The sequence below is a fragment of the Thalassotalea fonticola genome (genome assembly GCF_032911225.1).
In the GTDB taxonomy this organism is placed as follows: domain Bacteria; phylum Pseudomonadota; class Gammaproteobacteria; order Enterobacterales; family Alteromonadaceae; genus Thalassotalea_A; species Thalassotalea_A fonticola.
The window spans coordinates 2,506,207-2,520,477 of the sequence record NZ_CP136600.1 but is presented as its reverse complement, the minus strand read 5'-3'; the positions used below and the strand labels follow the sequence as shown (position 1 = coordinate 2,520,477).

Here is a 14,271-nt window from a genome sequence, read left to right as displayed (position 1 = left end):
AAAGGTGTCGAGTAGTTAATATCAATTTGGCCAAAGCATATCGTTGCCATTAAAGTTTGTTGCTTAGAGTCGATAAACTTGCGCGGCAATGGCATCGCCAAGGTCACAAGTACTAGCTCGGCCACCAAGATCAGGCGTTAATGGCGCATCAGTGGCGGTTAATACTGCTTCTATTGCCTGCATGATTGCCGCACCAGCTGCTTTTTCGCCTAAGTGTTCTAGCATCATTGCCGCCGACCATATTTGCCCGATAGGGTTTGCTATCCCTAGTCCGGCAATATCTGGCGCCGAGCCATGCACCGGCTCAAACATCGACGGGTGTTTTCTTTCCGGGTTAATGTTGGCCGAAGGCGCAACGGCAATAGTGCCGGTCACACCCGGGCCTAAATCCGATAAAATATCGCCAAACAAATTACTGGCGACAACAACGTCAAAGCGCTCAGGATTCATCACAAATTGCGCCGCCAAAATATCAATATGGTATTGATCAGTTTCGCTGTCAGGGTATTCACTGGCAATGGTGGCAAAACGTTTGTCCCAAAACGGCATAGAATGAAATAAACCATTAGACTTTGTCGCCGAGGTAACATGATTTTTGTCCGTTGTTTTCGCCAATTCGAACGCATAGCGAATGGCTCTGTCGGTACCATAGCGGGTAAAGATTGATTCCTGAACCACGGCCTCATGTTCGGTACCTTGGTGGATCATGCCACCGATTTGTGAGTATTCACCTTCACAGTTTTCTCTGACAACCCAAAAATCGATATCACCAGGAACTTTATCTCGTAAGGGAGAAGTGATGCCTGGCAGCAGTCGCACCGGACGCAGGTTAATATATTGTTCAAACTCACGACGAATAGGAATCAACAAGCCCCAAAGCGAAAGGTGATCTGGTACACCAGGGAAGCCGACGGCGCCAAGAAAAATGGCATCATTTTCTCGCAGTTGCTCTAACCCGTCTTCAGGCATCATTCGGCCGGTTTTTTTATAGGTTTCACAGCTCCAGTCAAAGTGATTGTAACTAAGCTCGATGTTAAATTTAGCGGCGATAGCGTTTAATACTTTTAAGCCTTCAGGCACAACTTCTTTGCCAATACCATCTCCAGGTATTACCGCAATACGATATTTATTCATTGTTTTTCTCTAGCCATACGGCATGTTGTTAGGGGCTGTTTCCCCTAGTTTTAATTATGTTTTTTCTTTGTCTGTCAGACGAATATTAGGGTAAACAGACCCTAAAGTCCGCCCATGCATAGATATTTAATTTCCAGGTAGTCATCAATACCGTATTTTGAACCTTCGCGGCCAATGCCTGATTCTTTGATGCCGCCAAATGGCGCTAACTCGGTGGAAATAATGCCTTCGTTGATGCCAACAATGCCATACTCCAGAGCCTCGGAAACACGCCATATACGGCCGATGTCTTGGGTGTAAAAGTAACTAGCAAGGCCAAACTCGGTATCATTTGCCTTGTTGACCACATCCCCTTCATCGGTAAAGCGCAGAAGCGGCGCAACCGGGCCAAAAGTTTCTTCATTCATTAAGCGCGCATCATCGCTAACGTTGGCAAGAATGGTCGGCTGAAAAAAGTGACCGCCTAAGCCATGGCGTTGTCCGCCGAGAATGATTTTTGCGCCTTTGGCGATGGCATCCTCAATGTGCTGCTCAACTTTTTCAACGGCTGCCATATCCACCAAAGGGCCAATGGAAACTCCTGGTTCGAGTCCGTTGCCAACGATTTGTTGACTTACCATAATGGCCAGTCGTTGACTGAATTCGTCGTATATTTTGTCGTGCACAAATATGCGGTTGGCACACACACAGGTTTGCCCGGTATTGCGAAATTTGGATGCCATAACGCCAGCTACGGCTTTATCCAAGTCGGCATCTTCAAAAACAATAAAGGGCGCGTTGCCCCCCAGTTCCATCGATACTTTTTTCACCGTCTGGGCACATTGTTTGAGCAGGGTCTTACCAACGTCGGTAGAGCCGGTAAATGATAATTTTCGAACGATCGGGTTTTCGGTTAATTCACCACCAACGACACGTGCAGAGCCGGTAACGATATTCAACACGCCATCGGGCAAACCTGCTTGTTGAGCCAGTTGGGCGAGTGCTAGCGCCGAGAATGGGGTGCTCGATGCTGGTTTTATTATTACCGTACAACCGGCAGCGATTGCGGCGGCGGCTTTGCGAGTGATCATCGCGTTAGGGAAATTCCAGGGCGTGATCGCCGCAACAACACCAACGGCTTCTTTATTGACGACAATTTTTCTATCGTTACTGTGCGCCGGGATCATATCGCCATAAATGCGTTTAGCCTCTTCTGCGAACCACTCAATAAATGACGACCCATAGGCAATTTCGCCCAGCGCTTCGGTTAGTGGCTTGCCTTGCTCGAGGGTCAATAGTTGCGCCAGTTCATGTTGATGTTTAATACACAAATTAAACCATTGTCTTAAAATGGCGGCACGTTCTTTACCGGTTTTGGCTCTCCACTTAGGTAACGCATCAGCCGCCACTTGGATTGCATGCTTCACCTCATTTTTATTGAGTTTGGGCACGCTACCTAAGGTTTCGCCATTGGCAGGATTAACAACATCAATAGTTTCATCGCTATTGGCATTCACCCAGTTGCCATCAATATGACATTGCTGCTTGAACAGAAAATTATTTTTGATACTCATACTTTACTCCGGGAAAGTGAAACCGTTTCCAACTGACTCATACTTTGCCTTGGCAGTATTGAGCAAGGGGCGATTTTGGGTTATTTGAATAGATGCTGAATAAGTTCGCACACTAAGTATTAGGAGTCGAATGCTAAAAATGGATAATGTTATACGTTATTGGCATGAGCATTTTACGACTAACTTGAGCATAATATTTACCAATAAATAGATGTCAGGAGAATGTGCATGTTTGATTTACTGCTCAAAGGGGCCAGGGTTATCGACCCTTCACAAAATATTGATGGTAATTTTGATGTCGCTTTTAAAGATGGAATAATTGCCGCTCTGCAGCCTAATATTCCCGCAGAGCAAGCAAGCAATACTTACCATATTCCCGGCTACATTGTGTGCCCCGGATTAATTGATATGCACTCGCATGTGTATTGGGGAGGAACATCGGCTGGTGTCGATGCCGAGCCGATTGCTCGCCGCAGTGGTACAACAACGTTTGTTGATGCAGGTAGCTCTGGAGCCGGAAATTTTGCAGGATTTCGTGCCCATGTGATAGAGCGATCTGCACCTCGTATTTTGGCATTTCTCAATATTTCTTTTCCGGGGATTTTTGCTTTTAGTAAGAGTGTGATGGTGGGGGAGGCGTCTGATGTGCGATTGGTTGAGCCTCGTGATTGTCTGAGAGTGGCCAAAGAAAATTCTGACTTAATTGTCGGGGTAAAAGCGCGAGTTGGAGCCCGCTCCAGTGGCGCGATGGGGATTGGTCCACTGCACGCTGCCATTGAAGTGGCAGATGAGCTTGGCATTCCTGTAATGGCTCATCTTGATACACCAGCACCGAGTCGTAGTGAAGTGCTTGATACACTTCGTCCTGGTGATATCCTGACTCACTGTTTTCGTGGTTTTCCTAATTCTCTTGTCCGTCCGGATAGCACGATTCGCCAAGGAGTTATCGAAGCGCATGAACGCGGCATTATATTTGATATTGGACACGGGGCTGGTGGGTTTGCATTCCATACCGCCCGCGCAATGCTAGCAGAAGGTATTATGCCTGATGTGATAAGTAGCGATGTTCATGCACTTTGCGTCGATGGTCCTGCCCATGATGTATTGGCGGTCATGTCAAAGTTCATCGCCCTGGGCATGCCCTTATACGAAGTGATTCGAGCCACAACCCAAAATCCGGCCAAGGCAATTAATCGTGAGCAGCTAGGGAAGTTACAGGTTGGGGCGATTGGTGATGCCGCAATATTAAAAATAGTCAATGAACCTTATCAGCATGTTGATTGTACCGGTGAGGTGCTGACAACCAATACCAGACTCGAGTGTATGGGATCGGTTATTGCGGGTCATTTATGGAATGATATAAAGATAACTAACGCACTTTAGGAGCAATACATTGGCAACCCAACCTGCAGCAAAAATTGGTGAGAGCTGGCAAGACATTGATACCCCGGCTCTAGTCGTTGACTTAGACCATTTAGAGCATAACTTAGCAACGATGGCAGACTATGCCAGGCAACAAGGGGTGCGCTTACGTCCGCATTCTAAATCGCATAAATGCCCGGCAATTGCTCACCAGCAAATTGCCTTAGGTGCGGTAGGGGTATGCTGTCAAAAAGTTTCCGAAGCCGAAGTTATGGTGGCCCATGGTATTTTAGATATTCTGGTGAGCAATCAAATTATCGGCCGGGCTAAACTGAACCGTTTAGCGGCGCTGGCAAAACAGGCTGAAATCGCGGTATGCGTCGATAATATAGATAATATTGATGAGATTAATGACGCGGCAGAGCGATTTAATGTGTCGATAAAAGTGTTAGTCGAAGTCAATGTGGGCTCCGCCCGCTGTGGTGTATTACCGGGCCAGGAAACCCTGATTTTAGCAAAAGCGATTGCTGAGTGTGAACACTTACATTTTGCCGGATTACAAGCGTATCATGGTGGCGCACAACACTTACGGTCATTTGAGGCTCGCCGGCGAACGATTTTGCAAGCGGCTAACCTTGTCGAAGAAACCGTATCCTTGTTGGCTGAACATGGTTTTCATTGTGACATTATCGGCGGCGGCGGTACCGGCACTTATATATTTGAAGCCACCAGTGGCATTTATAACGAGCTGCAGGTGGGCTCTTATGTGTTTATGGATCAAGATTATTCTTTAAACTTGAACGCGCAAGGCGAACCAATTGACGAATTTAAGCAAAGTTTATCGATAAAATCAGCGGTGTTGAGCAAACCACAAAGCCACCGTTGCGTATTAGATGCCGGTTTAAAAGCGTTTTCAACCGACTCGGGCTTACCGGGTATTGCGAGGTATGAGCATACTAAAGTGTTAGGGGCCGCAGACGAGCATACCAATATTGAATTTTCTAAACATACGCAGGTGCCGGAGATCGGAGATGCGGTTACCTTGTTGCCAAGCCATTGCGATCCCACAGTAAACCTGCATGATTGGTTAATCGGCATACGGAAGGGGCAAGTTCAAACGATATGGCCAGTTGCAGCGCGAGGTGCGCTGCTATAACAGTATCCACGTCACTATTATGGTATCGCTGAGTGACTCATTCCTTATGCAGATTGGTATTATGCCGATTCGCGGCTAATTAACTCCGGAGTAAAGCGCAAGGTTTCTTTACTGATACTTGGGCTAGATACTAAATCAAAAGCGGTTTGGATCATTTCCTTAATTGGCGGATTTAACGTCGTTAAGGAAGGAATGAAATTGCGGGCATGGGAAATATTATCAAAACCAAATACTTTTACGTCTTCGGGAACTTTGATATTTAACTCATGCAAGGAACGAATAATTTTTGTCGCCATAATATCATCACCCGCAATAATAACGTCAGGCAGCTGTTTTAACTGCTTTATGCCACTTTTTACCGAGCTAATCGAACCATCACAAATCACATCTTCAAGGATGTTAATACCATTCTCGGTAAGTGCTTTAATGTGCTGTGTTTTAAACGTTTCGTGTGACAGGCTATGGTTAAAAAATAAGGTGGCACTTTCGGTTTTTTGTTTATGCAAATAGCTGGCAATTAAGTTGGCACTTAGCGATTCATCCAAACAAATATTGGCACCAATCTTATCTGTGGTAAAGCCAATTTGTACGCTTGGGATTGACTTTTGATTAAAGTTTTCGTACCAATCTTTTTTTCGATCACTACCAACAATAATTAAGCCTTCAATGTTGTGTTTGGCAAAAGCGGAAAGATCTAAGGTGTCTTCGTCTCTCTGGTAAGAGCCAGCGAGTATTAAGGTAAATTTTCTTTGTTTGGCGATTTTGTGCAATTCGCCGAGGATGATGCCGAAATAAGGATCTTCAAAATCATAAGTGATAACGCCTAAGGTATGAGTCTTAACTCCTCTTAACGATAATGCCGCTGAATTTGGCGTATAGTTAGTGCGTTTTGCTTCATCGAGGACTTTTTTAATCGTCTCTTCTGCAACACCAATTTCTTTTGCTTTCCCTGATAACACCCGAGATACCAAACTGATTGATAATCCCAGCTTATCTGCAATACTTTTTTGAGTAGCCATAACCTTCCATTGAAATTCATTAAATTATTTATTCGTATTCTATCGCAAGCGGCATTAGAAATCATGCAGTTAGCGAAGTAATTTAACTAAATATCGATATTTTACCTTTGAGGTGAGCCAACTTGTATGCAACTTGAGTAGATTTAACTCACTCATCAGTACTCATAAAAAATTCATCTTATTTATTTGTTAAATCACGATTTGTTGTTTTGATCTTAATAATCAATGGCTTATGTTTTAATGTTAGTGTCTTTTAAAGAGGGGGAGACGGCAAGGGGATAGTTTTGTCTTGACAGAAAATATTTTTAATTATACATTAACTCAAACGTTTGAGGTGCTGTTTTGCACTATCGACGTAACTTGGTCGACGTATTGAACTTGAAATAAAGTGAGTGATGAACCTACAAATTTCGACCAGATAGGGATGCAGTATTTTTACTGCTGGCTTGTATCATAAATATAAGCTGACTTTCTTTAATTAAATATAACAGCGAAGCAACAATGAAATTTAATACTCTTGAAAATGAAAAATTGATGGGGCAAGCAGCCGCTAAATTAGGGGCTGAAGCGATTCGTCAGGCAATCAGCAATAAAGGAAAAGCGACCATTATTATTGCTACCGGCTCGAGCCAGTTCGACATGTTACAACACCTGACTGAGCAGGAAGATATTCCCTGGGAAAAGGTTCAGGCATTTCATCTTGATGAATACGTTGGTCTTTCAGCAGAGCATCCAGCCAGCTTTCGAAAATACTTAAATGAGCGTTTTGTTGCCAAAGCCAAAGGGCTAAACAAGATGACGCTAGTAAACGCTGATGCTGAAGATCTTGAGGCCGAAATTGCTCGATTAAACGCACTGATTGCCCAAGAAGAAGTGGATGTTTGTCTTGCTGGAATTGGTGAAAATGGTCATTTAGCATTTAACGATCCACCAGCCGATTTAGCAACCTATGAACCTTATATAGTCGTTGAGCTTGACCAGGCTTGTCGTCAACAACAGTGTAATGAAGGCTGGTTTAACGGTTTAGCAGATGTGCCGAGCAAAGCAATTAGTATGAGTATTAATCAAATACTTAAAAGCAAAAAAATCATACTGTCGGTACCTGGCGAAAGAAAAGCCGAAGCGGTTAAAAATACAGTAGCTAAAAGTATATCCGCTGACTATCCATCTTCGGTGTTACAAGGTCATGCTGATTGTGAAATTTTTCTCGATGTAGAATCAGCAAGCCTGTTACCTGAAAAAGTTTCTTAAGAAAATCAATAATCAGTGATACCGCCAATTTTTTAGAGTTGTAATTGACTATGCAAAATATACTTTCTGAGCAAAATATCGCCTTAACAGCAGATGATGTTTATCATTGCGGTTACGATAGAGAACCTGTGAATATTGGCATTGTCCATTTTGGACCCGGCGCTTTTCACCGGGCGCATCAAGCTGTTTATACCAATGAGCTGTTGCTCAATGGAGAAACGGATTGGGGAATTTGCGAAGTTTCCATCAATAGTCCTTCGGTCAGGGATGCGTTGTTGCCACAGGATAACTTGTACACCTTAGCCATACTTGATCATAGCAAGTCTTATCAAATTATTGGCGCGATTAAAGAAATTTTGGTGGCGCCAGAAGACCCCGCCTTGGTGATTGAACGTTTGTGTCAGCCACAAATAAAAGTGGTGACTCTAACCATCACCGAAAAAGGCTATTGTTTAACAGCCCAAGGTGGTTTGGACTTTGCTAATGCCGGTATTGTTCATGATTTGGAAAACCCAACTCAGCCACAAACTGCCATTGGTTTCTTAGTGGCGGGTTTGCTTGCGCGTTATAACAAAGGCATGGCTCCCTTTGTTGCCATTAGTTGTGATAATGTCAGTGACAATGGCACTCGTTTAAAGACTGCAGTAATTGAGTTTGCCAGAACTCTCGATGGCAACTTTGCTCAATGGCTGACTAATGAAGTGAAGTTTCCGTGCACTATGGTAGATAGCATTACCCCGGCAACCAATGAGATGATTTGCGCCAGCGTTGCCCAGCAAACTGGGTTTAAAGATAACTGGCCAATTCAACGTGAGCAATTTAGTCAGTGGGTGATCGAAGATATTCCCGGAGTTGAATTGCCGCCTTGGTCAACGGTCGGGGCAATATTGACAACCAATGTCTCTGGTTATGAATTGACCAAGTTAAGAGTATTAAACTGTTTGCATTCTACGCTCGCCTTTATCGGTAGTTTTACCGGCTTGGAAACCGTTGAGCAAGCCATCGCGAATCCAATTCTTAAAACCTTTGTTGAAAGTCTGTTAAGCGAAGAAATCTTCCCAACTCTGCCGACCGTCGATGGTTTAGATAAAGTCAGTTATGGCAACAGCATTATCAAACGCTTTCAGAACCCGGCTATTTGCCACTTGCTTGCCCAAATTGCCTGCGACAGTAGCCAGAAAATTCCTTATCGCATCATTGCCATTATTGAAGACAATTTGGCAATGGGCAAAAACTCAACAAAACTGTGCCTAAGTCTTGCCGCCTGGATGCGTTTTGTTACAGATAAAGTATCAACAAAACAATTGATTATTGATCCTCTTGCCGAACAATTAACGACTATTGCTAAGCTCTGTAATGGTAGTGATGCTGATGTCGAGCGCTTTCTTGCACTCGAACATGTATTCCCGCAACATTTACGAGAAAATAACAATTTTGTCGATACCCTGACTCAGGCCTATTCATTGTTTAATCAATATGGCGCAGCAGATATTTCATTAATTTTAACCACAATGAAGGAAGACTAAATGAATTCTTTATTGATTATTGGCGAATGCATGATGGAGTTAAACACGCAAAGCTCCAATGCTTTTTCCTACTCATTTGCCGGTGATACTTATAACACTGCGGTTTATGCAAAGCGTTGGCAGTCTTCGTTAAAAGTTTCTTATTTAACCTCAGTTGGCACCGACGCCACCAGTGAAAAGATGCTGGATAGCTGGAGTGAAGAATCGATAGATGCTTCTCTGGTGTTAACGGTAAAAGACAAACAGCCGGGTATTTACCTGATCACCACCGATGATGATGGTGAAAGAACATTCAATTACTGGCGTAAAGATTCTGCTGCTACCAAGTTAATTACCGCACTTGAGCAACGAGGCGGTATTGATTCGGTGCCTGATTTTGATTACGTTTATTTTTCTGGCATATCGTTAGCAATATTATCCGACAAAGACAAAACCATATTATTGGACTTGGTAACCACCTTACGTGAGCGTGGCGCAAAAATAGCATTCGATCCTAATTATCGAGCAACAATGTGGCATGATGAAGTAGAAGCAAGATTATGGATTGAACGGGCCTATCAATGCTGTGATATGGTGTTACCTGGTTTAGATGAACATCAGCTATTGTTTGCTCATAATACACCGCAAGAAGTGAGAGATCACTTGCAGCAATTTTCGGTTGTTGAATCCGTGGTGAAATGTGGTGAGTTGGGCATTTGTTGTTATGGATTAAATGATTCTTTTATTCATTTACCTTTTACGCCTGCAAAAGTACAAGTGGACACAACCGCTGCCGGTGATTCTTTTGCTGGCACCTATCTTGCGTCAAGAATCGCAGGTGAAAGCCGCGGCAACTCACTGAAAAATGCTGCCAGTGTCGCAGGGTTTGTGGTGCAACATAAAGGTGCGATTGTTGATAAAGCACTTTACCAACAATTTATTAGCAGCCTTGATATGGCTTACGATGAATAATTTGAGGGGTAGTTATTCTATGGGAAAATATTTACCGTTAAAACTGGTGGTTATTCTTACTTTGATCACGACTACCATACTGTCGAACAACGGTACATTTGTAACCTTAAAAGCCGAACAAGACGCCATTGTTTTACGATTAGCCGAAGGCTTACCAGAAAATAATCCAGTGACCATCGCGATGTATAAGTTTGCCGAATTAGTTGCGCAAAAGACTCAAGGTAAAGTGATTGTAAAAGTCCACGCTAGTGGCCAACTTGGCCAACAAATTGAAACCATTGAACAAACCCGTTTAGGTATTATCGATTTTACTCGCACCAATGCGGTGGTATTAGCCAATGTCAGTCCTAGCGTTGGCGTTTGTACTCCGCCAGTTGGCACATCGCTATTGCTGGGTTGCTCTATTGGTAAAGTGTCAATAGGCACAACCGTAAAGGAAATGGTGCCATTTTATATCGTCATGAATGGTGCCATTTTATATCGTCATGGTAGTGGTCCTAATGATGGTTACCTTTATGCCGAGTTTAACCCTAACCTTACCTAATATGGTTGCTGGTTAAGTATTTTAATCGTCGGGTTACCCCTTGAGTGAGGTATCCGGCAATATTTTTGGGCGCTTGTTGTAAGGGCCCTGATCAATTTATATCTAGGTCTGGTAAACAGGCCTATTATCAACATTTCCTAAGAGGTTGTTATGCAAGAAACATGGCGTTGGTTTGGACCGACAGACACGGTCACACTTAAAAATATTTTGCAATCTGGAGCGTCTGGGGTTGTTACCTCACTGCATCATGTCGCAACCGGTGACGTTTGGGAGTTGGATGAAATATTAAAGCGCAAAGCCTGCATTGAAGAGCAAGGACTTGAGTGGTCGGTGATCGAAAGTATTCCGTTACATAATGATATTAAAACCCGCAGTAAAGACTGTGCCCGTTATATTGAAAATTATAAGCAATCGCTGCTCAATGCCGGTAAAGCTGGCATTAAAACCGTTTGTTATAACTTTATGCCGGTAGTGGACTGGACGCGGACCAATCTTCTTTATGAATTGCCGAACCAATCGAAAGCATTACGCTTTGAAATGTCTGATTTTGCTGCCTACGATGTATATTATTTACAACGTGAAAATGCGGAAAGTGATTATCAACCTGAGATTTTAGCAAAAGCCAAAGCTCGCTTTGAGGCGATGACAGAGCTTGAAAAAGAACTGCTAGAGAAAAACATCATTGCCGGTTTACCGGGCGGCGAAGGTTCGTATGACCGTCAGGGAATACTGGCCGCGATCACCGAATTTATTCAGTTAGGCACGGAAAAGTTCAGAGAAAATTTATTTGAGTTCTTACGTGAAATAATTCCGGTAGCCGAAAGTGCCGGCATCAATATGTGTATTCATCCGGACGATCCACCGTTTTCGTTGTTCGGTTTACCAAGAGTGGTGTCAACGGCGAGCGATGTTCGCGCATTACTCAACGCCGTGCCGAGCATTAATAATGGTCTTACCTTGTGTGCCGGCTCTTTTGGCGTGCGTGGCGATAATAATTTAGTTGAAATGGTAACAGAGTTTGGCAACAAAATTCACTTTGTCCATCTGCGTAACGTGACTCGTGATGCCGATGGCTCTTTTTGTGAGTCTGAGCACCTTGCTGGTGATAACGACATGGTCGGCTTAATTCAAGCGCTATTGAATGAAGAAAAACAGCGACAGGCTTGTGGTTCGGGCGATAGTAACATTGCCATGCGTCCTGATCATGGGCATTTACTCGGTGATGAAATTGGTAAAGATAATATCAATCCGGGTTATTCCTTTGCCGGCCGAATGAAAGGGTTGGCGGAACTTCGCGGTGTTATTCATACCTTGAATGTGATCAATCAATAACGAATACCAATTACAGGCATTGCCCACCTGGTGCCAATGCCTCGCTCTTAGCAGTATGGGGAAATTACTAATATGAAAATATTCAATCTTAAGTTTATCTTGTTGTTAATAGCGTTATTAACAATAACAACGAATAAATCACTTGCCAGCAACGATACTAATAATTTTGCGAATAACACTAAAATAAATATCACTAAAGCTGCAGTGCTTGAACAAATGGAAGCCGTGACGCAATGGCAGTTGAACAACCCTACTGGCAAAGAATTATGGGTATGGGAGTACGGCACGTTTTATACCGGCTTAATGAGTTATTACAAGCTTAAGCCACAACAGAAATACCTCGATGAAATGATTGCGATGGGTGAGTCATTGCAGTGGAAATTAAAGCCGCATCCTTACCTTGCTGACAATTTGACCATCGCCCAAACCTATATTGACCTTTATGAAATTGATCCTCAGCCAAAATATATCGACAAAGCTCGGTATGTGATGGATATGGAGTTTTATAAACGACCATCAAAGCCGGATTTAAGATGGCAAGACAATCCTCATAAGCTCAATTGGTGGAGTTGGGCTGACTCGTTATTTATGGCGCCCCCTGCCTTTGCACAAATGACGAAAGTGACCGGTGATACTAAATATCTGAAGAAAATGGATAAACTGTGGAAGGCGACCTACAAATACTTATACGACAAAGAGGAAGACTTGTTCTTTCGCGACGACAGCTATTTTGCGCCAAGAACGAAAAACGATAAAAAAGTGTTTTGGTCAAGGGGTAATGGTTGGGTTGTTGGCGGTTTGGTGAAAGTGCTTGAGGCCATGCCAAAAGATGATACTCGCAGGCGTTTTTATGAAAGAGTGTTGAAAAATATGTCTAAAAGTTTAATTGCCTTGCAAGCGCCCGAGGGACACTGGTACCCGAGCTTATTAGATAAAGATGAATTTGATGTAGTGGAAACCAGTGGCACGGCCTTTTTTGTTTATGCGCTGGCTTGGGGCATTAATAATAACTTGCTCGATGAAAAGACCTATTTGCCGCACGTGCTTAAAGCATGGCAGGTGCTGGATTCAGCAGTAGAAGCAAACGGCAAGCTTGGCTTTGTGCAATTAGTTGGTGTTGGCCCGGATAAAGTCAAAAAAGAACACAGTGAAACTTACGGCAGCGGTGCATTTTTATTAGCGGGCAGTGAAGTGTATCGCCTGCTGGATAAATAAAAGTAACACCTTAATTTTCGATTATATTCAACGATAAAAGAGAAGAGCATTAATTATGAAAAATAGAATTCTTTGGTTGTTTTTATTCCTGTTCACTCTCTCAGGAGTAAATAGTTCCATGGCAAGTTCGCCGAAAAATGTGATTTTATTCATGATCGATGGTTTGCATTGGCAAGCTCCTGATAAATTAAAAATGCCTAACTTTAATGCGTTGATTGAAAAGGGCACTTATATCGAAAAGTCTTATGTGTTATTACCACATCACCCAACTGTTGGCGATTACGGCAAATACAACAGTTGTTCATTCCCTAATCCGGTATTACATTCAGGAACGATATTCATTAAACCTGAAAACAAACTGTTGCAAGAGAGCCTGCCTGCGAACTTAACCACGGCTTTTGTGGTGAATACGCCCGCTTATCGGACGGTGGCGCGTGGTTTTTCTACATCGATAATGGATGCAAACTTAAGCGACGAGCAAGTGGTTGATAACGCAATAAATATCTTTGAAAACCAAAGCCCGGCATTTATGCGTGTACATTTACAAACACCCGGTGAGTTAGGGCGTTCGGTAAACTCTGCTACCCCGGAGCAAGGCTATTTTCGTGACATCTTTGGTCAAGGTTCGCCTTATGTTGCCGGCGTTGAAAATGCTGATAAATTGTTGGGGAAATTTGTTCGTTATTTAAAAAAATCAGGAAACTGGGAGGATACCGTACTGATTGTAAGCTCTGATCATGGCCAGAGTAAAATCGGCTGGCACCCAATGTTTGATGAAGACAGCTGGGTAACGCCGATGGTCTTTGCCGGCAAGGGGATCGCGCGGCAAAGAAGCTTGCCTTATTTTGAGCATACCGATTTAGCCGCCACTATCTCTATGCTGTTAAATAGCAAGGCGCCAAGTAACAATGGTGGTGCTGGCCGTATAGTGAAAGAGATCCTGGCCAATACCAAAGCGAAGGATTTTCACCATGACAAATTTATTAAAACCATAAACCAGCAAATCAAACAGTTTAATTTTTATAAATCTGAACTGCTGTTAGACTCCGACGAAAAGCCTCATTACGCGGTGATACTGGCCTCTTTAGAAAATGAATTTTTAACCCCTGAGCCGTTTTATCACCAGGATAGAATAACCGATTGGCATAAAGCGGGCACCACCAAACATATGATCCTTGCCAATGAAAAGATACTGAAACAAATGAAAACGGCGTTAGGGAAATAGTGA

The 14,271-nt window shown here is 43.3% G+C and carries 12 protein-coding genes; 9 read left to right on the top strand and 3 right to left on the bottom strand.

All coding sequences use genetic code 11. The features are described from left to right. Window positions 1-63: 63 nt before the first annotated feature. A complete protein-coding gene (locus RI844_RS10145) occupies window positions 64-1,134 on the bottom strand; it encodes a tartrate dehydrogenase (protein WP_348394559.1) in 1,071 nt (356 codons plus the stop codon). Window positions 1,135-1,235: 101 nt separating this feature from the next. Further along, window positions 1,236-2,687 carry an NAD-dependent succinate-semialdehyde dehydrogenase gene (locus RI844_RS10140; RefSeq protein ID WP_348394558.1) on the bottom strand — a complete coding sequence of 484 codons (1,452 nt, stop codon included), beginning with the start codon at window positions 2,685-2,687 and terminating at the stop codon, window positions 1,236-1,238. A 222-nt stretch (window positions 2,688-2,909) separates the two neighbouring features. On the opposite strand from RI844_RS10140, the gene RI844_RS10135 reads away from it, so the two are divergent. Then, on the top strand, window positions 2,910-4,070 hold the full coding sequence (locus RI844_RS10135; protein ID WP_348394557.1) for an amidohydrolase/deacetylase family metallohydrolase: 1,161 nt from the start codon (window positions 2,910-2,912) through the stop codon (window positions 4,068-4,070). 10 nt (window positions 4,071-4,080) lie between these two features. Then, complete coding sequence (locus RI844_RS10130; protein ID WP_348394556.1) at window positions 4,081-5,205, top strand: DSD1 family PLP-dependent enzyme; 1,125 nt, start codon at window positions 4,081-4,083, stop codon at window positions 5,203-5,205. Window positions 5,206-5,264: 59 nt separating this feature from the next. Here the strand turns inward: RI844_RS10130 and RI844_RS10125 are convergent, their stop codons facing one another. Then, window positions 5,265-6,224, bottom strand: a complete 960-nt coding sequence (locus RI844_RS10125) for a LacI family DNA-binding transcriptional regulator (protein WP_348394555.1) — start codon at window positions 6,222-6,224, stop codon at window positions 5,265-5,267. Window positions 6,225-6,725: 501 nt separating this feature from the next. Between RI844_RS10125 and RI844_RS10120 the strand changes: the two genes are divergently transcribed. The 7 genes from RI844_RS10120 to RI844_RS10090 all read left to right on the top strand — a co-directional run bounded on the left by RI844_RS10120 (window position 6,726) and on the right by RI844_RS10090 (window position 14,268). Beyond that, the gene (locus RI844_RS10120) at window positions 6,726-7,475 is read left to right on the top strand and encodes a glucosamine-6-phosphate deaminase (RefSeq protein ID WP_348394554.1); all 750 of its coding nucleotides are present in this window, start codon (window positions 6,726-6,728) and stop codon (window positions 7,473-7,475) included. Between the two features lie 50 nt (window positions 7,476-7,525). Then, on the top strand, window positions 7,526-9,001 hold the full coding sequence (locus RI844_RS10115; RefSeq protein WP_348394553.1) for a mannitol dehydrogenase family protein: 1,476 nt from the start codon (window positions 7,526-7,528) through the stop codon (window positions 8,999-9,001). After that, window positions 9,002-9,952 (top strand): sugar kinase, encoded by a 951-nt coding sequence (locus tag RI844_RS10110; RefSeq protein ID WP_348394552.1) that lies wholly within the window; start codon window positions 9,002-9,004, stop codon window positions 9,950-9,952. 19 nt (window positions 9,953-9,971) lie between these two features. Continuing rightward, entirely contained in the window at window positions 9,972-10,496 is a 525-nt protein-coding gene (gene dctP, locus RI844_RS10105; protein ID WP_348394551.1) for a TRAP transporter substrate-binding protein DctP, read from the top strand. A 150-nt stretch (window positions 10,497-10,646) separates the two neighbouring features. Next, complete coding sequence (uxuA, locus tag RI844_RS10100) at window positions 10,647-11,828, top strand: mannonate dehydratase (RefSeq protein ID WP_348394550.1); 1,182 nt, start codon at window positions 10,647-10,649, stop codon at window positions 11,826-11,828. A gap of 72 nt (window positions 11,829-11,900) precedes the next feature. Then, window positions 11,901-13,043: a glycoside hydrolase family 88/105 protein gene (locus RI844_RS10095; RefSeq protein WP_348394549.1), complete on the top strand. Its 1,143-nt coding sequence runs from the start codon at window positions 11,901-11,903 to the stop codon at window positions 13,041-13,043. 55 nt (window positions 13,044-13,098) lie between these two features. Next, the gene (locus tag RI844_RS10090) at window positions 13,099-14,268 is read left to right on the top strand and encodes a sulfatase-like hydrolase/transferase (protein WP_348394548.1); all 1,170 of its coding nucleotides are present in this window, start codon (window positions 13,099-13,101) and stop codon (window positions 14,266-14,268) included. Window positions 14,269-14,271 lie beyond the last annotated feature (3 nt).

What these genes read in the sequence shown, in the direction of transcription:
- RI844_RS10135 (WP_348394557.1), top strand. Translation starts at nt 2,910, where the DNA reads ATGTGCATGTTTGATTTACTGCTCAAAGGGGCCAGGGTTATCGACCCT.
- uxuA (WP_348394550.1), top strand. Translation starts at nt 10,647, where the DNA reads ATGCAAGAAACATGGCGTTGGTTTGGACCGACAGACACGGTCACACTT.
- RI844_RS10110 (WP_348394552.1), top strand. Translation starts at nt 9,002, where the DNA reads ATGAATTCTTTATTGATTATTGGCGAATGCATGATGGAGTTAAACACG.
- RI844_RS10120 (WP_348394554.1), top strand. Translation starts at nt 6,726, where the DNA reads ATGAAATTTAATACTCTTGAAAATGAAAAATTGATGGGGCAAGCAGCC.
- RI844_RS10145 (WP_348394559.1), bottom strand. Translation starts at nt 1,134, where the DNA reads ATGAATAAATATCGTATTGCGGTAATACCTGGAGATGGTATTGGCAAA.
- RI844_RS10115 (WP_348394553.1), top strand. Translation starts at nt 7,526, where the DNA reads ATGCAAAATATACTTTCTGAGCAAAATATCGCCTTAACAGCAGATGAT.
- RI844_RS10090 (WP_348394548.1), top strand. Translation starts at nt 13,099, where the DNA reads ATGAAAAATAGAATTCTTTGGTTGTTTTTATTCCTGTTCACTCTCTCA.
- RI844_RS10140 (WP_348394558.1), bottom strand. Translation starts at nt 2,687, where the DNA reads ATGAGTATCAAAAATAATTTTCTGTTCAAGCAGCAATGTCATATTGAT.
- RI844_RS10095 (WP_348394549.1), top strand. Translation starts at nt 11,901, where the DNA reads ATGAAAATATTCAATCTTAAGTTTATCTTGTTGTTAATAGCGTTATTA.
- dctP (WP_348394551.1), top strand. Translation starts at nt 9,972, where the DNA reads ATGGGAAAATATTTACCGTTAAAACTGGTGGTTATTCTTACTTTGATC.
- RI844_RS10125 (WP_348394555.1), bottom strand. Translation starts at nt 6,224, where the DNA reads ATGGCTACTCAAAAAAGTATTGCAGATAAGCTGGGATTATCAATCAGT.